Origin of the sequence: Nonomuraea sp. N2-4H (assembly GCF_045291505.1) — a bacterium.
Lineage (GTDB): Bacteria > Actinomycetota > Actinomycetes > Streptosporangiales > Streptosporangiaceae > Nonomuraea > Nonomuraea fastidiosa.
The window spans coordinates 3890242-3911168 of sequence record NZ_CP147987.1 but is presented as its reverse complement, the minus strand read 5'-3'; the positions used below and the strand labels follow the sequence as shown (position 1 = coordinate 3911168).

The 20927-nt window shown below is 71.5% G+C and carries 13 protein-coding genes; 7 read left to right on the top strand and 6 right to left on the bottom strand.

All coding sequences use genetic code 11. The annotated features are described in order from the left end of the window. Positions 1 to 52 precede the first annotated feature (52 nt). Positions 53 to 2065, bottom strand: coding sequence for a beta-galactosidase (locus WBK31_RS18150; RefSeq protein ID WP_364052669.1), 2013 nt, complete (start codon positions 2063 to 2065; stop codon positions 53 to 55). An 11-nt stretch (positions 2066 to 2076) separates the two neighbouring features. Further along, on the bottom strand, positions 2077 to 4407 hold the full coding sequence (locus tag WBK31_RS18145) for a glycoside hydrolase family 3 N-terminal domain-containing protein (RefSeq protein WP_364052666.1): 2331 nt from the start codon (positions 4405 to 4407) through the stop codon (positions 2077 to 2079). 231 nt (positions 4408 to 4638) lie between these two features. On the opposite strand from WBK31_RS18145, the gene WBK31_RS18140 reads away from it, so the two are divergent. After that, positions 4639 to 5655: a LacI family DNA-binding transcriptional regulator gene (locus WBK31_RS18140; protein WP_364052663.1), complete on the top strand. Its 1017-nt coding sequence runs from the start codon at positions 4639 to 4641 to the stop codon at positions 5653 to 5655. Positions 5656 to 6581: 926 nt separating this feature from the next. Here the strand turns inward: WBK31_RS18140 and WBK31_RS18135 are convergent. Further along, positions 6582 to 7211 (bottom strand): response regulator, encoded by a 630-nt coding sequence (locus tag WBK31_RS18135; protein WP_378788433.1) that lies wholly within the window; start codon positions 7209 to 7211, stop codon positions 6582 to 6584. 21 nt (positions 7212 to 7232) lie between these two features. After that, positions 7233 to 8363, bottom strand: a complete 1131-nt coding sequence (locus WBK31_RS18130; protein WP_406675282.1) for a sensor histidine kinase — start codon at positions 8361 to 8363, stop codon at positions 7233 to 7235. Between the two features lie 665 nt (positions 8364 to 9028). Here WBK31_RS18130 and WBK31_RS18125 point away from each other — a divergent pair. From WBK31_RS18125 to WBK31_RS18115, 3 genes are all read left to right on the top strand, one after another. Next, on the top strand, positions 9029 to 9742 hold the full coding sequence (locus tag WBK31_RS18125) for an ABC transporter ATP-binding protein (RefSeq protein WP_364052654.1): 714 nt from the start codon (positions 9029 to 9031) through the stop codon (positions 9740 to 9742). A 1586-nt stretch (positions 9743 to 11328) separates the two neighbouring features. Next, positions 11329 to 12102 carry an ABC transporter permease gene (locus WBK31_RS18120; protein ID WP_406675281.1) on the top strand — a complete coding sequence of 258 codons (774 nt, stop codon included), beginning with the start codon at positions 11329 to 11331 and terminating at the stop codon, positions 12100 to 12102. A 265-nt stretch (positions 12103 to 12367) separates the two neighbouring features. Continuing rightward, positions 12368 to 12937, top strand: coding sequence for a hypothetical protein (locus tag WBK31_RS18115; protein ID WP_364052648.1), 570 nt, complete (start codon positions 12368 to 12370; stop codon positions 12935 to 12937). Between the two features lie 175 nt (positions 12938 to 13112). Here WBK31_RS18115 and WBK31_RS18110 read toward each other — a convergent pair whose 3' ends face one another. Then, complete coding sequence (locus WBK31_RS18110; protein WP_406675280.1) at positions 13113 to 15401, bottom strand: rhamnogalacturonan lyase; 2289 nt, start codon at positions 15399 to 15401, stop codon at positions 13113 to 13115. A 1230-nt stretch (positions 15402 to 16631) separates the two neighbouring features. Further along, positions 16632 to 17519, bottom strand: a complete 888-nt coding sequence (locus tag WBK31_RS18105) for a DeoR/GlpR family DNA-binding transcription regulator (protein ID WP_406675279.1) — start codon at positions 17517 to 17519, stop codon at positions 16632 to 16634. A gap of 61 nt (positions 17520 to 17580) precedes the next feature. Between WBK31_RS18105 and WBK31_RS18100 the strand changes: the two genes are divergently transcribed. The 3 genes from WBK31_RS18100 to WBK31_RS18090 all read left to right on the top strand — a co-directional run bounded on the left by WBK31_RS18100 (position 17581) and on the right by WBK31_RS18090 (position 20763). Beyond that, a complete protein-coding gene (locus WBK31_RS18100) occupies positions 17581 to 18984 on the top strand; it encodes an FGGY family carbohydrate kinase (protein WP_364052642.1) in 1404 nt (467 codons plus the stop codon). A 142-nt stretch (positions 18985 to 19126) separates the two neighbouring features. Next, a complete protein-coding gene (locus tag WBK31_RS18095) occupies positions 19127 to 20014 on the top strand; it encodes a hypothetical protein (protein ID WP_364052639.1) in 888 nt (295 codons plus the stop codon). Next, positions 20011 to 20763, top strand: a complete 753-nt coding sequence (locus WBK31_RS18090; protein WP_378788440.1) for an aspartate/glutamate racemase family protein — start codon at positions 20011 to 20013, stop codon at positions 20761 to 20763. Before WBK31_RS18095 ends, WBK31_RS18090 begins: the two co-directional genes overlap by 4 nt. Positions 20764 to 20927 lie beyond the last annotated feature (164 nt).

Below are 20927 nucleotides of genomic sequence, written 5' to 3'. Positions count from 1 at the left end.
AGCCCCGGGAGGCGGGAAGCCCCCCGGGGCCGGAAGCACCAGAAGCGCCTGGTCAGCCGCGCGCGACCTGAACGACCGCCGCGCCCAGCGGATCCAGCGCCACCTCGCCGGACACCTGACGCCCGGTGAGCAGGTCCGTACCGCTCACGTCCACGGCCACCGACGCCCCCGACTCGGCGCTGTGGTTGAGCAGGAACACGTACTCGTACGCGTCATCGCCCCGCACCGAGCACTCCACGTGCGCAGGCACGCCCTCGAAGCGGGAGCGCACCCCCGACTCGGCGACGACCCGCGCCACCGTCTCGTCGAACGCCTCCTGCTCCAGCAGCGTCGCGAAGTACACCACCCGCCCGGCGCCGAACCGGTTCTCGACCACGGCCGCGCGCCCGGCCAGCAGCCCGTCGGCGTACGTGGCGAGGGCCGTGCCCGTCTCCAGGTGCAGGTCCTCGCGCCACCAGGTGGAGGCGGCGCGCCGCCCGTCGGCGAACTCCACGGTGAACGACTCGTGCGGCCGCGCCGGCCAGTACTCGTCGATCTTCGCGCCGATGAGCCGCCGGAACGCACCGGGGTAGCCGTCCGGCCTGACCCGGTTGTTCGCGTCCACGACGCCGGAGAAGAACGACATGATGACGGTGCCGCCGTCCTGCGCGAACTTCTCGATCCGGGCCACGCCCGCGTCGTCGATCAGGTACGCGTTCGGCACCACCAGCACCTTGTACCCGTCGAGCGAGGAGGCGGCCGACACCACGTCCACGGCGTGATGCCGCTCCCACAACGGCGTGTAGTGCCGCATCACCGTGTCGGTGTAGCTCCAGTCGTTGCGCGGCAGGCCGAAGACCTCCTCAAGGCCCCACCAGCCGTCCCAGTCGAACAGGATCGCGATGTCGGCCGACGAGCGGGTGCCGGCGACCGGCGCGAGCAGCTTCATCTCCCGCCCGAGGTCGGTGACCTCCCTGAACGTCCGCGACTCCGGCCCGGAGTGGGGCAGCATCGCCGAGTGGAAGCGCTCCTGCCCGCCCCTGCTGGCCCGCCACTGGAAGAACATCACCGAGTCGGCGGCCCGCGAGACCGCCTGCAGCGAGCCGAGCCGCATCCGCCCCGGCTCCTTGACGACGTTGAGCTTCCACTGGCTGACCGCGCTGGCCGCCTGCTCCATCAGCATCCACGGCTGACCGCCCTTGAGCGAGCGGAACAGGTCGTAGTTGAAGGCCGCCGACACGTGCGAGCCGGCGTCGGCCGGATCGGGGTAGATGTCGAGCGCGGCCGCGTCCTCCTCCTGCGCCCACTTCCAGTAGTCGGCGTGGCGGAAGAAGCGCATGAAGTTGGTCATGACCGGGATGTCGTCGCGGAACGAGCGCACGATGTCCCGCTCGGCCTTGAAGCACTCCAGCAGCGCGTCGGAGGTGAAGCGCTTGAAGTCGAGGCGACGGGTGGGGTTCATCCACGTACGCGGGATGTGCGGTACGTCCACCTGCTCCCAGTCGGTGTAGACCTGACCCCAGAAGCGGGTGGTCCACGCCTCGTTGAGCGCGTCCAGCGTGCCGTACTTGCGCTTGAGCCACTCGCGGAAGGCCACCGAGGCGGCCGGGCCGTACGACGTGGGCCCGTACTCGTTGCTGATGTGCCACATCGCCAGCGCCGGGTGGAACGAGTAGCGCTCGGCCAGCTTGGTCGTGATGCGCGCGGCGTACTCGCGGTAGATCGGCGACGACGGGTCGTAGTGCAGCCGGTTGCCGAACCCGAACGGCTGGCCGTCCTCCCTGATCGGGAACACCTCGGGGTGCAGGTGGGTCAGCCAGACGGGCGGCGCGGCCGTGGGCGTGGCCAGGTTGACGCTGATGCCGTTCTCGTGCAGCAGGTCCATGACCTCGTCGAGCCAGCCGAACTCGTACGTGCCCGGCTCCGGCTCAAGCGACGCCCACGCGAAGACGCCCAGGCTGACGATGTTGACGCCCGCCTGCCGCATGAGCCGGACGTCCTCTTTCCACACCTCCCGGTCCCACTGCTCGGGGTTGTAGTCGCCGCCGTAGGCGAAACCGCCGACACGTCGCCTGAAGGCTTCCATGCGGTCCATGCTCATCGGTCCTGGGGGGCGTCGGCCGTCACCACGACGGTGGTGAGCCGTGGCTCGTCGCCGCCGAACGCGTACACCGAACCGGTCAGCAGCACCGTACGCTCCTCGACCACGTCGGCGACCGAGCGGCGGATGGACAGCCCGACCTCGCCCGGCTCGACCACGCGCCGCCCGTCACGGCCGGTGAACGACAGCAGCCTGGCCGGCACCTCGAACTCGACCCGAGCCGACCGCCCGGGCTCCAGCTCGACCCTGGCGTACCCGACGAGCTGGGCGAGCGGCCGGGTGACCGAGGCGATCCGGTCGGAGGCGTACAGCTGCACCACCTCCGCGCCGGCCCGGTCGCCGGTGTTGCGCACCGTCACCGAGCAGCGGATCGGCTCGCCCGCCACGACCTCCTCATCGGCGGTGAAGCCGGAGTAGCCGAAGCTCGTGTAGCTCAGCCCGTGGCCGAACGCCAGCACCGGCGCCGGGTCGAGGTTGGTGACCGACCCCGCGCCGCCCAGCTTGGGGTGGAGATAGCTGTACGGCTGGCCGGCGATGCCGCGCGGCATGCTCATCGGCAGCCGGCCCGACGGGTTGACCGCGCCGCTCAGCACCCGCGCGATCGCGCCCGCGCCCTCCTGGCCGGGGAAGTACGCCTGCACGACGGCGGCGGCGCGCTCGATGATGCCCGGCACCGCGTACGAGCGGCCGGTCATCAGCACCACCACGGTCGGCGTGCCGGTGGCGAGCACCGCGTCGGCCAGCTCCTGCTGCGCACCCGGCAGGGCGAGCGACTCCACGTCACAGCCCTCGCCCGAGGTGCCCCGCCCGAACAGCCCGGAACGGTCGCCCAGCACGACGATCGCGACGTCCGACTCGGCGGCCAGGCGGGCGGCGTCGGCGATCCCCGAGCGATCGCCGTCGTCCACCCCCGTGCCGCGCGCGGTCTCGATGCGCGCCTGCGGCAGCTCCTCGCGCAGCGCCTCCAGCAGGGTCGGCGCGGCGATGCCGGTCTCCACGTCGGGGAAGTGCGGCAGCACATGGTTGACGAACGAGTAGCAGCCGAACAGCGCCGCCACCTGGTCGGCGTTCGGCCCGACGACCGCGATCTTGCGGCCCGCCGTGTCGCCGAGCGGCAGCACGCCGTCGTTGGTGAGCAGCACCACCGACTCCTCGGCGAGGCGGCGGGCGATGTCGCGGGAGGCGGGGTCGTCGAGGTCCACCTCGCCCTGCGGCTCGGGGTCGTAGTCGTCGTCCAGCAGGCCCAGCTCTGCCTTCTGCCGCAGCACCCGCAGCAGCGCCCGGTCGATCAGCGCCTCGTCGATCCGGCCCGACTCCACCGCCGCGCGCAGCGGGTCCAGGTACGTCACCCCGGTCGGCAGCTCGATGTCGATGCCCGCGCTGAGCGCCTGCACGGCCGCGTCACCGGCGTCGGCCGCCACGGCGTGCAGGGTGTGCAGGAACGCGACCGCGAAATAGTCGGCCACGACCGTGCCGTCGAAGCCCCACGTGTCGCGCAGCACGCCGGTCAGGTAGCGGGGGTCGGCGGCGATCGGGATGCCGTCGATCTCGGCGTAGGAGTTCATCACCGAACCCGCTCCTGCGTCGCGCACCGCGACCTCGAACGGGAACAGCAGCGTGTCGGCCACCTCGCGGGCGCCCGCGTGCACGGGCGCGAGGTTGCGGCCCGCGCGGGAGTTGGAGTAGCCGACGAAGTGCTTGAGCGTGGCGATCACACCGGCGGACTGCAGGCCGCGCACGTAGGCCGAGCCCACGGTCGCCACCTCGTACGGGTCCTCCGAGATGCACTCCTCGACCCGTCCCCAGCGCTGGTCGCGGATCACGTCCAGAACAGGGGCCAGCCCCTGGTGCACACCGAGCGACCGCATGCTCGCACCGATCGCCTTGCCCATCTCCTCCACCAGCTCCGGATGGAAGGTGGCGCCCCACGCGGGCGGGGCCGGGTACGTCGTGGCCCGCCAGGCCGCCAATCCCGTCAGGCACTCCTCGTGCGCGATGGCCGGGATGCCGAGTCTGGTGTTCTCACGCAGCCACCGCTGCCGCTCGGCCAGCGTCTTGCGCGCGGCCTCCGGCTCGACCGGGGTCGTGCCGAAGTGACGGGTGATGTGGCCGACGCCGTTGCGGGCGAACTCCTCGAACCCGAGGTCCTCGCTCTGCATCGAGTCCTGCAGCGGGGCGACCACGCCCTTCTTCCTGTTGACGTTCAGCCAAACGCCGACGAGCTGGGCGAGCTTCTCCTGCAGTGACATGCCGGCGAGCAGTTCCTCGACCCGCCGCGCCCGCTGCTGCGCGATCTCCGGCTCCGGCGGATCTTCAAGTGCTGGCATGACCCCTCGCGACTTTCCTGGTACCGGAAAGTTTCTGGTTAACTTTCCGATAAATCATCGTGACTTTGCCGAGCTGTTACGCTAAGGTCCGGGTCGTATCCCTGTCAATAACCCGCTCATATGGCGGAATACCGCCTGTTCAGCGGGCCGCCATCGTTCGGGCGGGTTTTCCGAAAGTCGCAACTTCACCGGTGCCGCCGGAAGGCGGCGCCACGGCCAACGGGAGGTCCTGTGCGTCGAGCCACGCTGGCCGACGTCGCCGCGGCCGCAGGAGTGTCCGTACCGACGGTCTCCAAGGTGCTCAGCGGCAAGAAACACGTCTCGGCCGCCACCCGCGACAAGGTGCTCGAAGCCGTACGAGCCTCCGGCTACGAGGCTCCGCGCCCGCCCAGCAAACCCCGCGCCGGCATCATCGACCTGCTCATCGACGGCCTCGGCTCGCCGTGGGCGCAGGTGCTGATCAGCGGCGCCGAGAAGGCCGCCGCCCGCTGGGGCTTCTCCCTGGTCGTCACCTCCTCCTACCGGCCCGACTTCGACCTGCGACGCTGGATCGGCATGGTGCGCAAGCGCAACACCGACGGCATCGTGCTCGTGCTGTCCAGGGCCGACCAGCGTGAGATCGAGGCCCTCGAGGAGCTGCTGCACGTGCCGCTCGTGCTGCTCGACCCCGTCGGCCAGCGCGACCCCCGCCTGTCCACCGTCGGCGCCACCAACTGGCTCGGCGGCGTCATGGCCACCACCCACCTGCTGGAGCTCGGACACACCAGGATCGGCTTCATCGGCGGGCCGCTCGACACCCAGTGCACGCTCGACCGGTACGAGGGCTACCTGGCGGCTCACCGCACGTTCGGCATCGAACCCGACCCCGCGCTCACCCGCTACGGCAACTTCATGGTCGGCGGCGGCAAGACGCTCGGCGGCGAACTCCTCGACCGCGACGACCCGCCCACCGCCGTCTTCGCCGGCAACGACCTCCAGGCCGCCGGCGTCTACCAGGCCGCCACCGAACGCGGCCTGCGCGTCCCCGACGATCTCTCCGTCGTGGGGTTCGACGACTCGACGCTGTGCGAGATGCTCTCGCCGCCGCTCACGACCGTACGGCAGCCGCTCGACGACATGGCGAACGAAGCCGTCCGCCTCGTCCACGAGGAGCTCACCCACCCGCGCGGGCCGTCCGGCACCCGGATCGAGCTGGCCACGAACCTGATCATCCGCCGCAGCACCGCGCCACTGAAGGCCCGGCCCTGAGCCTCAGTGAGTTGGCGGGGGTGGTGTGGCGGTGTCAGGTGTGCGCACGCCACAGCACCGCCTTCTTGACCGCCCGATCCTGACTTGACCGCCCGATCCTGAGCCTTGGTTCGGCTGATCGGCGTCGCGGCGGGGGTCCGGCCGCGCGCACGCCGCAGCACCGCCCTCCCCCGATCGACCACTCGCGACCGGGCCAGGCTCAGCACGGGTCGGCCGGAGTGCCGGCTGCCAGCGCGTCCGCCGCGGCACCTCTCGGTCGGAGGCGGAGGGGGCCGGGAGAAAGCGGCGTCTCGCCCGAAAGCCCGCGAGGGGCCTGACCGGAGCCCGCCAGCGTCTGACCGGAGTGGCCTGCGAGCATCTCGGCCAGCGCCCGGCCTACTAGCACCTCAACCCGTCCGGCTTGTGAGCGCCCCGACCCGAGCCTGGTTTGCGAGCGCCTCGCCCAAGTTCGGCCCGCGAGCGCCGCAGCCTGAGCCTGGCTTGTGAGCGCCTCGCCTGAGCCTGGTTTGCGAGCGTCTCGCCCACGTTCGGCCTGCGAGCGCCGCCGCCCGAGCCTGGCCTGCGAGCGCCTCGCCTGAGCCTGGCTTGTGAGCGCCCCCGCCTGAGCCTGGCTTGTGAGCGCCCCCGCCTGAGCCTGGTTTGCGAGCGCCTCGCCTGAGCCTGGTTTGCGAGCGCCTCGCCCACGTTCGGCCTGCGAGCGCCCCGCCTGACCTGGCTTGCAAGCATCGCCGCCCGAGCCCCGGTCGGCGAGCGCCCCCGCCCGAGCCCGGCCCGCGAGCACCTCGCGCCTCGCCTGCGACGGTCAAGCCAGAGCAGGCTGCGCCCGGAACAGATCAAGCCGGATTGGACCTGAAGGGCGCACCCACGAGGAGCGGAGCCTAGGAGCCTCGGAGCGGAGCCGGCGAGCAGGCATACCGAGGGAACGGTCAGAGGAGACCGGCGTCGCGGACCTTCATCGCCACGTGCACGCGATTGTCCGTGCCGAGCTTGGCGAAGATGCGGGTGATGTTGGCCTTGACGGTGGCCACGCTCACCGACAGATCCCTGGCGATCTCCGCGTTGGAGCTGCCCTTGGCGACCTCGATGGCCACCTCCCGCTCGCGTTCGGTCAGCTCGGCCAGCTCGCGTGCGGCGTCGGGCCGGCGCGGCTCGTAGCGTCCGGTGGCGGCGGCGATCACCTGCTGGGTGACGCTCGGCGACAGCACCGGCTCGCCCTTGGCCACCGCCCGCACCGCCTCGATCATCTTCGGCGGCGGCGTGTCCTTCAGCAGGAACCCGTTCGCGCCGATCTGCAGCGCCCGCAGCACCATGTCGTCGGCGTCGAACGTGGTCAGCACCAGGATCCGGGGCGGCGACGGCTGCCGAAGCAGCAGCTCGGTGGTGGTCAGACCGTCCTGCTCCGGCATGCGGATGTCCATCAGCACGACGTCGGGCCGCAGGTCGCGGATCACCGTCATCGCCTGCTTGCCGTCGCCCGCCTCGCCCACGAGGTCGATGTCGGACTCGCCGCCCAGGATGAGCCGCAGCCCCGTACGCACCATGGGATCGTCATCCACGATCACGACTCTCACCACGCGTCAAGCCTCCCACGGCAGCAGCGCGTCGAGGACGAAACGCCCGTCGCGTACGTCATGAGTGATCTTCCCACCGGCCATCCGCGTCCGCTCGGCCAGCCCGATCAGGCCCAGCCGCCCACCCGGCCCCGGCCTGCCCGGCACGGTCGCGTTGCTCACCCGGATCCGCAGCCCGTCGCCCGGCCGCCCGCCGATCTCGGCCCGCACCACGCTCCCCGGCGCGTGCTTGCGCGCGTTCGTCAGCGCCTCCTGCACGATCCGGTACGCGTGCCGCCCCGTCTGCGTCGGCAGCCGATCCCTCTCTGTGACGGTGTCGTGCACCTCGACCTGCTGCCCGGCGGCGCGTACCTCGGCGAAGAGCGCGTCGAGGTGGGCCAGCGTCGGCTGCGGCGCGGCGGGCTCGGTCTCGGCCGCACCGTCGTGCTCGGCCTGGTCGTCGTGCCCGCCCCGCCGCAGGGTGCCCAGCACGGCGCGCAGCTCGTTCAGCGACTGGTGCGCGTTCTCCTGGATCGCCAGCGCCGCCTCCCGCGTCTGCTCGGGCGTCAGGTCCTTCCGGTACGCCAGCCCGCCCGCCAGCATCGCCAGCAGGGAGAGGCGGTGCGCCAGGACGTCGTGCATCTCCTGCGCGATCTTCAGGCGTTCGGCCAGCTTGGCCTGCTCCACCCGCTGCGCCTGCCCGCGCCGCTCCGCCTCCAGCCGCTCCGCCTCAAGCTCGCGCCGACCCCTCAGGTAGAGCCCGAACGCGGTCACCGCGGCCAGGACGGCGGCCGAGACGATCGCGTAGAACACGGTCAGCTGGATGTCGTCCTTCCACCGGCTGTAGAACACCTCGCACGCCCAGAACAGCACCGCGACCGGCACCACCTGCCGCCACCGGCGATGCGTGGCCAGCGAGGCGAACGCGACGATCGCCGGCCCGCCCATCGTCATCGAGAAGGCCGTCGGCACCGCCAGCACGGCCGCGATCTGCCACTGCCACCTGCGCCGCAACGGCAGCAGCGCCATGCCCGCCGCGCCCGTGGCCATGTCGGCGAGCAGCATGCCCACGTTCACCTGAGGTCCGTAGGTGCCGCTGCTGATCAGTATCACCGCGGAGAGCAGCAGGGGCAGCGCGGCGAACAAGTAGAGCAGCACGGCCCCCAGCTTGTCGGTGGACCGCCCGATGTGTGACCGCCCTGCGGCTGACCGCCCGCTGGCTGATCGCCGGGTGGCTGACCGCCCGGTGGTTGACCGGCCGGTAGTGACGGCCTCAGGCATGCCGAGCCGCCCGTCCGGACCTAGGCGTTCGGCCGAGCTCGGGCGCGACAGGTCCGGACGCTCGGCCTGGTCTAGACGCTCGGCCGGGTCTGGGTACTCGGCAACACTCTGCCGCGGCGGATCCGAGGGCTCGGCGGTGTGGCTCGGGTGCGGCGGATCCGAGGGCTCGGCGGTGTGGCTCGAGCGCGGCGGACCCAAGCGTTCGGCGACGTCACTCGAGCGCGGCGTGCCAGGGTCATCGCCTGGTGTCTCGTGCACCGGGCTGGGGTCGTGGCCTGATGCCCGGTCGAGCAGGGAGGGGTCGTGGCCTGATGCCTGGTGCGGCGTGCCGGGGTCGTCACGTGCCATCTGGCGCGAAGGGACAGCGTGGTGGTCGTGCACGGCCATCAGCCTAAACATGGCCTGGCCTGCGCGTTAGCACCCTGGGTCGACTCCGCTATAGACCCTCGGCTACAACTCGCCGCGCAGGTGTAGCCCTGGCGACGGCGACTTTCGACCCTGGTCCGATGTGATCCGGTGGCGTTTCCGATGAACTTCTGATCGTGATCGAACTCCACCGCGTCACCAAGACCTACAAGGGCGTGAAGGCGCTCGACGACGTGTCCTTCACCGTCCACCCCGGCTCCGTCACAGGCTTCCTCGGCCCCAACGGCGCGGGCAAGTCGACGGCCATGCGCATCCTGACCGGCCTCATCAAGCCCACATCAGGCCGCGCCACCGTGCTGGGCAAGCCTTATGCCGAGCTGGCGCGTCCCGGCTACGACGTGGGCACCCTGCTCGACGCCGGCGCCCAGCACCCCGGCCGCACCGGGCGCGAGGTGCTCACCCTGGGCGCGCTCATGCTCGGCCTGCCGAAAACGCGCGTCGACGAAGTACTCGGCATGGTGGGCCTGACCGCCAAGGAGGCCGGACGGCCGGTGCGCGGCTACTCACTCGGCATGCGACAGCGGCTCGGCATCGGCCACGCGCTCCTCGGCCGCCCCAAGGCGCTCATTCTGGACGAGCCCGCCAACGGCCTCGACCCCCAGGGCATCCAGTGGATGCGCGAGCTCCTGCGGGACCTGGCCGCCTCCGGCTGCGCCGTTCTGCTCAGCTCACACCTGCTGTACGAAGTGGAGCAGGTCGCCGACCGCATCGTGATGATCGGCGCCGGGCGCGTCCTGGCCCAGGGCACACTCGCCGAGCTCAGCCAGGGCCGCAGCCTCGAACAGACCTTCCTCGACCTCACCTCCCGCGCATCCCGCACCCCCGCCTGACGCTGGCTTCGGCCTGGTCTCCCAGCCCCCACGACCCCGTCTTGGAACCCGATGATCTCTCTCAGTCCCGATGACCTCGTCCGCCGTAGCAATGCGACCAGGCATCGTCGCCTGCAGTCGCGACCTGGACAGGTGCCATCGTCCGCAGTCGCGACCTTGGCCGGCGCCGTCGTCTGCAGTCGCGATCTGGGCCGGTGTCGTCGCCCGCCGTGGCGGGTCGGCCCGGTGCTATGGCGTGCCATCGCAACCCGATCCGGCCCTTACCTACCGTCGAGATTCGGCTCGGCGTTTTCGCGTGTTGTCGCGGCCTGTCCTGGCGTTGTGGCTTGCTGTGGCGGCCCGATCCGGCGATGCGGTCCCGCCGTTGCGAGCGGATCGGCGTCTTCGCCCGCCGTCGCCGGCTGGCCCGACCTGGCCCCGTCTACTGCCGTTACCCGATCCGGCGACCGTGCGTCACCTGGCTTCCGGTTACGTTCCGGATGCCGGTCCGGCAAGGGCCTGCGTCGTCAAGCGGGTCTGCATGCGCGGGCCGGGCGGGCGAGCGTCGGCGGCTCCACCGGGCTGGCGTTCAAGGACCCTCCGCCGGTCGTCGCCCGCAAGGCGGCCCACGCGGCCCTGCTCGAGAGGCGGCCCATGCGGTCGTGTTCGGGAGGCGGCCCATGCGGTCGTGTTCGGGAGGCGCTGCATCTGGTCATCGAGACACGGCCACGTTGGGGGTTTCCCTGCCATTCGGCGTCGTCCGCGAAGCGTCCTTACGCAGGGTGCGCTCGATAGCCGTCCGTGAGGCGCTTGTGAGGCGGCCGTAGTTGGTCGTCGTCGCTCGCCAATTTGGCGTTGCCCGCGGAGCCTCCCGGCGCGAGTGCGCTCAACCGTCGCCTTGAGGCGGTCGTAGTTGGTCGTCGTTTCGCTGCTTGGTGTTGCCTGCGTAGCCTCCCGGCGTGAGTGTGCTCGGGTGTTGTCTGTGAGGTGCTTGCGGGGCGGCTGTCATCGGTCGTCGTTTCGGCGCTTGGTGTTGCCCCGCGGAGCCTTCCGGCGTGAGTGTGCTCGGGTGTTGTCTGTGAGGTGCCTGTGAGGCGGTCGTAGTTGGTCGTCGCTTCGCCACTTGGTGTCGCCCGCGAAGCGTCCCCACGCGACTGCCCTCGACTGTCGTCCGTCAGGCGCTGAGCTGTCGCCCGTGCAGCGCTTGCGGGGCGGCCGCAATTGGTAGTCGCCCGCGAAGTGGCCATCGAAGGATGCGCTCGGGCAGCGCCTGGCCTGGCCGGACGACCCCACGTGACACAGCACCCGCACGCTCAGCGGTCGCTCGCGAAGGGCCGCGCTCGGCCGTGGCCCTGCCACTTGGCCATCGGACGCAACGCGTGTGTGACGCGGCTGCACTTAGGCGGCACTCGTGAAGCGTTGGCGACGGCTTCCACTCGGCGGCTTCTAGGCCGGAGGGGCTGGCGGTTGCCTGGCCAGACGATCGGCGGGTGCCTGGCCAGACGGCTGGCGGGTGCTTGGCCAGACGGCTGAGCGTGGCTCGCCCCTTCTTCCCCCTACTTCTTCACCCCCACCACCGACAGAACCACCCCTTGCACCCATAGCGATTGGAGCTGCTCATGACCACCCACATCGCCCCACGAACCTGGCAGCGCAGCACGTTCGGCACCCTGCTGCGAGTTGAGACGCGGAAGCTGCTCGATACCCGGACCAGCCGGATCATGACCGCCGTCCTGGTCGTCGTCGCGGTCGCGCTCGTCGCCGGCCGGGGCGTCGTGACGGGGACAGCCGACCTGTTCACGTTGGCCGGGACGGCGGGGGCGGCGTTCGGGATTCTGCTGCCCGTGCTCGGCATTCTGTCGATCACCGGCGAGTGGCATCACCGAACGGCGCTGACCACGTTCACCCTGGAGCCGAGACGGGCGCGGGTGCTGGTGGCGAAGTGCGTGCCGGTACTGGTGGCGGCCGCGCTGGCGTGCGTCCTCGCGGTGCTGGTCGCGCTGCCGGTGACGGCGGTGGCGGCGTCCGTGGCGGGCGTGGAGGCGTCGTGGCGGCTCGAGCCGTACGAGCTGCTGGGCTGGATCGCGACGATGGTGCTGGTGACCGCCCAGGGCCTGGCGTTGGGGCTGCTGGTGCTGAACGCCCCGGCCGCGATCGTGATCTACCTGGTCAGCCCTATGGTGTGGAGCTTCGTCGGTCAACTTGGCAAGGGAGGTAAAGCCATGGCACAGTGGCTGGACCTCAACTCCACCAGCGACGTTCTGATGAGCGGCGACGTGACAGGCGGCGATTTGGCGCGCCTGGCGGCGTCTGTGACGGTCTGGATCGTCGTCCCTGCCGTGGTGGGGACCCTGCGAGTGCTCCGCAGCGACGTGACCTGATGCTTTACCCACAAGGTAGATCTATGCCGGTTTCGTGGCGATATGTTTGCCAATGTCCGGTTTTAAGAGGTAGCGTCGTAGACGTCACCGAGCAGTGACCCGCGCCTGACCAAGAGAGGCGGGGCCTGCCTCGGTTCTTCGGATCCCACGATCCACGCGGATTCCCGCTGCGCTCCACGTAGCGTCTGTACGGCGTGCTGCCCGGCTACGTACGTCCCGACGAGCGCAAAGTTCCCGTCCCCTAACAAAGGACCTGAATTTTCCTATGTCTGCTCGCCTGCGTTCTGTCGCCCTGCTCGCCGCCTCCGCCGCCGCGGCCATGACCGTCGGCGCGTCCACCGCTCACGCCGGGACCGGCGTCGAGCAGCGCGGGGTGCTGAAGGGCTCGACGACTGCGTCCTACTTCTGGGACGACGCCTCCGGCCGAGCCGGCGACACCGGGCTGCCCGCGGCGGGCAAGCCCATGCAGAAGGGCCTGGCCGCCAGCCCGAGCTGGCCCCTCATGACCGAGGGTTACGTCATCTACAAGGGCAAGAAGCTGCCCTTCTTCGTGGGTGACCGCGGCCCCGGCGCCCCGTCCAACCGCGGCGTGATGCTCGACCTGGACGCCAAGACCTTCGCCGAGCTGACCGGCGGCACGTTCAACCCGCGCACGCTGGGCGTCGACGGCGTCAACGGCGAGGGCCACATCAAGGTCGACTACATCATCACCAAGTGGGGTGACGGGGTCGGCAAGAAGAGCTACCCCGTGGCCTTCTCCACCGGCGCCTGGGCCGAGAAGGACGACAACCCGGTCATCCAGCAGGTGTCCGTCAAGGTTCCTGCCACCCGGTAAGGCCGGCCATCAGACGTCATCGAAGAGGGCGCTCCCATCGGGCGGAGCGCCCTCTTCGGCGTTTCCCACGGACGTCAGCGTCGCCGTGATACGCGGGCGTCGGCATCGCCGCTTCATGCGGGAGGCCGGTGTCGGCGTCTCATGTGAGCGTCAGCGCTGGTGTTTCATGCGGGTGTCAGCGCAGGTTCGGTACGGGCACCTTCGACCAGTCGATGTCCGAGCCGAAGTAGAAGCTCGGGTACGCCGGCTGGTTGTAGCCCGTCTGCTGCCTGGCCACGTCGACCCGGTACTGCGGGTCGTGCATGAGCGTGTACAGCTTCCTGTCGGTCACCTCGGTGCTGACGTAGATGCGGATCGCGCTGCTGTCGGCCGTACGGACCAGCAGCTCCTCGCGCCAGTCGCCGAAGACGTCGGCCACCAGGCCAGGGTTGCCCTTCGTCCAGTTGTTCGTCAGCGTGCCCTCGGCCGTCAGCAGCGTTCCCCTGCGGTGGTCGTCGATGGTGGGCGTCTGCAGGACGTCGGTGGCGGTGCCGTTGACGAGCTGCGTGGTCATGTCGGCGGCCCAGCGGATGCTCATGTTGGTGCCGGGGGTGTTCCTGCCCAGGTACTCGCCGCGCGCCGACCACAGACCGGCCTGCACCGCCTGGTCCGGCGGCATCGAGGACCACATCTCCAGGCCGCGGATGCCCGGGTCGATGTCGCCGACCATGCCGCGGCCGGTGTCCACGCCGCTGTAGCCGCCGTGGATCACCTCGCCGGTGGCGGCGTCGCGCAGCGCCCAGCCGTACGGGGCCCACGAGCCGCCCTCGTGCACGGTCCAGATCTCCAAACCGGGATGATCGGGGTCGAAGTCGCCCACGTGCATGGCGTCGCCGTGCCCGAGCCGTACGTTCTGGCCCGGCACGTTGCTCTGCGGCGGCGCTACGTCGAAGGAGGAGTACAGCAGGTCGCCGTCGTCGTCGATGGTGGCGGAGCCGTACACGATCTCCTGCCTGCCGTCGCCGTCCACGTCGGCCACGCCCATCGAGTGGAAGCCCTGCGTGGTCAGGTCGGCGTACTTCGGGTTGCTGCCGGGGACGCCGTGCGGCGAGGCGTTGAACGGGTTCGTCATTGGGGCGTGGCCGCTGTCGACGTACCAGCGCTCCTTGAGCCGCCTGCCGTCCCAGTCGTAGGCGACCAGCGTGGTGCGGGTGTAGTAGCCGCGCGCGAAGATCGCCGACGGGCGCCGGCCGTCGAGGTAGGCGACCGACGACAGGAAGCGGTCCACCCGGTTGCCCGGCTCGATCCTGGCCATCGCGTAGTCGCCCCAGAGCAGGCCGTCGTCGTCGCGTCCCGGCTTGTAGTGGACGGTCTGCAGCTCGCGGCCCGTCGCGCCGTCGAACACCGACAGGTACTCGGGGCCGGTGAGGACGAAGCCGGCGAACTCGCGCAGCCGGTTGTTGCCGCTGCGGGAGGGCGCGTAGACGTCGATGAAGTACGTCGCCAGCTCCTCCGCGTCGGCCTTGGAGAGCGGGTACCGGTACTTCGGCTCGATGCCGAGCGCCTCTTCGATGGTCTTCGGCCAGCGCCCGGCGACGACCTCCGGATGCTCATGCCACTTCGTGAACATCGCCGCCAGGTGGTCGAAGTAGTCGGCGGCGCTCATCCGGTAGTCGTCGGTGTGGGCGTACCCGGCCTTGCGGTCCTCGCGCGGCATCGTGATGTAGCGCTCGGAGACGACCTGGCCCTTGGCGCCGTACCGGATGATCTTTGTGCCCGGGGCGGTCTTCAGCATCATCTCCGAACGGCCGTCGCCGTCGAAGTCGTAGACCAGGAACTGCGTGTAGTGGGCGCCCGAGCGGATGTTCACGCCCAGGTCGAGCCGCCAGCGCAGGGTGCCGTCCAGCTCGTAGGTGTCGAGGTACGTGTTGCCGGTGTAGCCGCGCTGCGAGACGTCCTTGGAGTTCGACGGCTCCCACTTGACCACGTACTCGTACTGGCCGTCGCCGTCCACGTCGCCCACGCTCAGGTCGTTGGCCGCGTACGTGTACGCCTCGCCCGCCGGGGTCACGCCGTCGGCGGGCTTGCGCAGCTTGAGATTGTAAAACGTTTTAAGCCAAGGCCTGACAGCAGGGCTCTTCCGGCCCTCGCGGCCCCTCGCGATCGGCGCCACCCGGTACTCGGAGCGGGACGTGCCCGCAGGGTCGCGGTAGTTGGTGCTGTCGGTCACCGTGGCGATCGGACGGCCGTCGCGGTAGACGCGGAAGTCGGTGCCCGTCATGCCGTTCGGGCCGTGCCCGGTGACCTCGTCGCCGAGCAGTCGCCAGCTCAGGAACACGCCCTCGCTGGTGGAGGCCGCCACCAGGCCCCGATCGAGATGCTCAAGGCGCGGGCCCGGGCGGTGTTCGCCCTGTGGTGCGGAGGCGGCGGTGGCGGGGGAGGGGGTCATGGGCAGGCACATGAGTGCGGCTAAGCCCACGGCCATGGCGCGGCGGATGCTGCTGGGGGGTCTCATCGTGACGAGCTCCGCTCATTGAATCGATTAAATTTGGCTGGAGATTATTGGGGACTGTGAGGTTTGTCAAGGGCATGTTTCGCCAGGTGATATAGGGGGTGGCGGGGGCGGCCGAGGTCGTGAACCACCTTGAAAGCGTTCAGTGGGAGGGTGGGGAGGACCGCTGTGCGGCGCTGTGATGTACGCGCGATCGGGGGGTGCCAGCACCGTCGCTTGAGCTCAGGGCGCCTGCGCCATCGCTTGAGATCGGGGGCGTCACCGCCGCCCGCCTCGTACTGCGACGGTCGCCGTGCCCTCTGGCCGCCGTCCGTTTGCGATCGCGGCGATCGTCGCCACGGCCTGCTCAGCCGCAGCATGCGGCCTCGACCGGCTGCGGCGATCCCGCTGACAGTCGCAGGTTGCGAGTGTGCGGACGATCTTCGGAGGGGCTGGCAACCCCGGTTGATCGGAGCACGATGCGAAAGCCTGGCCCGACGTCTTGGCCTACACGCTGCGGCTGCGGGCGCAGGACCGGCATGGTCTGCCCGTGGAGCGGCCAGGCCGCCGTCAAGCGCAGGGGCGTTGCGGTAGCTCTACGGCAGCGTGACGGCGCTGGCCGCCGTCACCGGCGCGCTGCATCGGGCCGCCGGTCGCTACCTTGAGGTCATCACGTGGTGCGCCCAGAACTTCGAGGCGATGGCCGACCCGGATCAGCGCCTGGGCGCGTCCCTGGGCTACGTTCGGCTCGGTGAGGCACCCGTCTGCCCCCGGCTGCGCCGCGCGGACGCTGCGCAGGCGGGGCGGTGCTCGTGGCTGTGCAGATCGGGCGGTGTTGGGGCGCTGCACAGGGGAGGTGCCCTGCGTGGTTGCAGTGTTTGGCGGGGCGGGCTCGGTGGTTGCGCAGGTCGGGCGGTGTTGGGGCGCTGCACAGGGGAGGTGCCCCGCGTGGTCGCAGTGCTTGGCGGGGGTGCTCGGTGGCTGCGCCTGGGGTCACTGCTGCTCTCCCCGCGCCGTCGTAGGGTTGTTACTTCCGCAGGTGGCCCCGGGACTCTTCGCCCCGGGCGGTCGCCGCTTGGTCGGCGGGGCCGCCGCGCCTCCGGCCGCTCCACACCCACGCGTGCGCCGCTACGGTCATCGGCCCCCGTGCAGGAGGAAGCGGGAAGCCGGCCACCTGGTCCGGGCGTGGCCGGTCGCCCGTCGCCCCGCGCAGGTGGAAGCGGGTCAGGGGGCGAGGGTCGTGCGAACGGGGAGGGTGAAGCCTTCGGGGAGGGCGTCGGTGATGAGGCGCGTGACGGCGGACCAGGTGCAGACCCTGATCGGGGCGCTCAGCTCGAACTTGCGGGCGTCGCTCACCACGATGGTGTCGCGGGCGATGGAGATCAGGCGGCGTTTGGTCTCGGCCTCGTAAGGGGTGGCGCCGTACACGCCGGCCTCGTCGAGGGCGGTGGCGGCCAGGAACAGCGTGCGGACGCCCAGGTGTTCCAGCGCCGCGAGGTTCTCCGGGCCGCCGAAGGAGCGGGTGTCGCGGCTGTACTGGCCGCCGATGCCGATCAGGGTGATGTCCGGCCGGGGTGCGAGGGCGGCGATGGCCGGCAGCGAGTGGGTGACGACGGTGAGGTCGGCGTCGGCGGGGAGCAGTTTGGCGATCTCCAGCGTGGTCGTGCCCGAGTCGAGCGCCACCGTCGTGCCGGGCTCGATGTGGCGTACGGCTGCGGCGGCGATCGCGCGCTTGGCGTCGGCGGCCTGGATCGAGCGGTCGGAGAACGGCAGAGCCGTGGCGTCCGCCGGAGTGGCGCCGCCGCGCACGGCTCTGATCAGGCCGTCGCTCGCGAGGCGTTGCAGGTCGCGGCGGATGGTGTTGGGGGAGACGCCCAGCTCGTCCACCAGGTCGGCGGCCGAGACGTAGCCGTCGCGCGAGACGCGGCGCAGGATCGCGGCCCGTCTCCCGGGCGCGGACCCGTAACGCAGGCCAGGGTCGGGCTGCCGGTCCGCGGGCATGCCGGAAACGGAGGTCGGGACGCCCTGGGGGGCGGATGCGGTGGTGGGGACGACCTGGGGGGCGGATGCGGTGTCGGGGGCATTCTGGTCGCCGGGGCGGGTGGCGGGCATGTGGCCATGATGCACCATAAGTTGGCACTTTTCCGCCAACTTATGGATTTATAGTGACAACATGACGCCGAACGGGCTGCTGGCCGGGATCGATGTGGGCACCACCCACGTCAAGGTGGGCTTCTTCGACGGCCGGGGCGGCGAGGTGGCCTGCGTCCGGCGGAAGACGCCGTCCGACCTTCCCGCCCTCGTCAAGGTCGTGACGGACGCGCTCGGGGAGTGCGCGGAGCGGGCGGGACGCGGGCCGGAGGCGATCGGGATCGCCGGCATGGCCGAGACCGGCGTACCGCTCGACGCGGAGGGACGGCCGCTCACCCCGCTGATCTGGTGGAACGACCCGCGCGGCGCGGCGGAGATCGCCGAGCTGGGCCTGGACGACGCCACGCTCTACGCCGCCGCCGGCCGCTGGGCGGATGCCAAGGCACCGCTGGCGAAGTGGCTGTGGCTGCGCCGCCACGAGCCCGGGGTGCTGAAGGCCATGCGCTGGTGGGCGGGCGCGCCGGAGGCGGTGGCGTACGCGCTGACCGGAGTGCTGCGCACGAACGCGACGCTGGCCGCGCGCACCCTCGCCTACGACGTACGGACCGGCCGCTACGACGCGGACCTGATCGCCGAGGCAGGGCTGGACGGCGACCGGCTGCCGCCGGTGATCGGCGCGGCCGAGCCCGTCGGCGGGCTGGTCGTGGACGTGCCCGGCGTACGGCGCGGAGCGCCGGTGGTGATCGCCGGCCACGACCACGCGGTGGGGGCGTGGGCCGCCGGGGTACGGCGGCCGGGCGACGTGGCCGACTCGCTCGGCACCGCCGAAGCACTCATGGTGCCGGCGGAACGCGCACCCGACCCGCGTACCGGGATCGCGCTGGGCGTCACGGCGGACCCGGCGCTGGACGGCGAGCGTACGGTGCTCGTCGGCGGCCTGCCGACCAGCGGGGCCATGCTCGACTGGGCGCTGCGCCTGCTCGGCGGCAAGGGGTATGACGACCTGCCCGTCCTGCTCGACGGCGTGCGGCTGCCGACCGGCATCGTCGTGGAGCCGTACCTGAGGGGGAGAGTGGCGCCGGCGCCCGACCGGGGTCGGCGGGCGGTGCTGGCGGGGCTCGATGCCGCGCACGGGCCGGGCGAGCTGCTGGCCGCCGCCGTCGAGGGCACCTGCCTGCACGCGCGCTGGATGCTCGACGAGCTGGCCGCCGTGGCGGGAGCCGTCCCCGAACGGCTGGCCGTCTTCGGCGGGCAGGTCAGGATCCCGGCGTGGATGCGGGTGAAGGCCGCGGTCTCGCCGGTGCCGGTCGAGATCGTCCGCTGCCGCGACGCGGTCTGCGCGGGCGCCGCCCTCATCGCGGGCCGGGCGGGCGGCTCGCTCGCCGACGTACCGGTCCTGCCCCGCGAACGCCACTCCGACGAGCCCGGCCTGCGCGCCGCCTACCGCCCGCAGTACGAGACCTTCCTGTCCAGGGCCGCGCCATGACCCAGGACTCAGACCTTCCTGCCCGAGGCCGCGACATGACTTTCATGGCCAGAGCCCAGGACGCGACCTGCCCGGCCGAGCCCGCGGCGCGAACCGCCCGTACCAGCCGGAAGACCCACCCATCACCCGAACGGGAGCACGCATGACCACCGCCGACCAGCCCACCCTCGACCTGCTCGCCCGCCCATCGGGCGGGTTCGCCATGGTCGCCATGGACCAGCGCGAGAGCCTCAGGCAGATGTTCACCGCCGCGACGGGGCGGCGCGCCGGTGACGACGAGCTGCGGGAGTTCAAGCTGACGGTGGCGCGCGAGCTCGGCCCGTACGCCTCGGGCTTCCTCATCGACCAGGACTACGGGTTCGAGCAGGTGGCCGAAGCCGGCACGGTGTCCGGCGGGCTGATCGTGGCCGTGGACAGCCTTCAGCAGGACCCCGACGGGCCCGTCGAGGACACCGGCATCGACGACCGCGTGGACATGGAGGCGGCGCGCAAGCTGGGGGCGGTGGCGGCCAAACTGCTGCTCATCTGGCGGGACGACGACGAGCGGGAGCGGCGGCTGGAGACGGCGGCCGAGTTCGTCCGGCGGTGCGCCGCGGCCGGGCTGCTGTCGGTGCTGGAAGGGGTGGCCAAGCCCGCCCGCGGCAAGGAGGCGGAGTTCGACGGGCCGGCCGCGATCAGGGAGGCGGCCCGGGAGCTGGCCGGGCTCCGTCCCGACCTGTACAAGGCGCAGGTTCCGCTCGGCGGCGCCGCGCCCGAGGAACGGCTGGTCGAGGAGTGCGCCGCGCTGGACGCGGTGATCCCCGTGCCCTGGGTGGTGCTGTCGCAGGGCGTGGAGCGGGACGACTTCCCGGCGGCGGTCCGCGCCGCGTGCCGCGCGGGCGCGTCCGGCATGCTCGCCGGGCGGGCCGTCTGGAGCGACCTGGTCGGCTCGGCGGACCTCGCCGCCGATCTGCGCACCACGTCGGTGCCGAGGCTGCAGCGGCTGGCCGCGATCGTGGACGAGCACGCCCGCCCCTGGACCGCCCGATGACCGGCACGCCGCGCCGGGAAGGCGCGCACGACACCGGGACGCTGGACAGGGGTTGCGGTCAGAACGCCGCGACCGGGACGTCTCGCCGGGCAGGCGCTCAGGACACCGTCGCGATGCTGCACACCGTGCCCGCGCTCGCCACCTCGCTCACCACCCTGGCCAAGGAGGTACGTCCCGGTGCCCGGGTGCTGAACTTCGTGGACGAGAGCCTGCTCCAGGACACCATCGCCGCCGGCGACCCGCCGCCCCACGTGCTGCGCCGCCTCATCGCCTACGCCACCTACGCCAAGGAGTCGGGCGCGGGCGTGCTGCTGGTGACGTGCTCGTCGATCGGGGAGGCGGCCGAGCGGGCCCGCCCGTACGCGGAGCTGCCCGTGCTGCGCATCGACGAGCCGATGGCGGACGAGGCGGTACGGGCGGGCGCCAGGATCGGCGTGCTGGCCACGCTGGCCTCCACGCTCGGCCCCACCACGCGGGCGGTCGAGCGGGCGGCGGCCCGCCGCGAGGTTGCGCGCGAGGTGGTGCCGCACCTGTGCGAGGGCGCGTTCGAGGCGCTGCGCGGCGGCGACGCGGCCCGTCATGACGCGCTGGTCCTCGAGGGCTTCGCGAAGCTCGCCGGGCAGGTGGACGTGGTGGTGCTGGCGCAGGCGTCGATGGCCCGCATCGTGGAGCAGGCGGGTGACGCCGGCGTGCCGGTGCTGTCGTCGCCGCGCTCCGGCGTGGCCCAGCTCGCCCGCCAGAACGGCTGACCACCGCTCCGGACGGTTCGGGTGGCCGCGCGTCCGGCGGGGCGGACGCCGGCCCGAGCCACCGCCCTGAGGCCCTCACGCAGGTGAGCCGCCGTGCCGCTCACCTGCGTCATCGGCAGGAGTGATCGGCTTCCGCGCCCTCCTGGGTCTTGCTTGTTGTGATT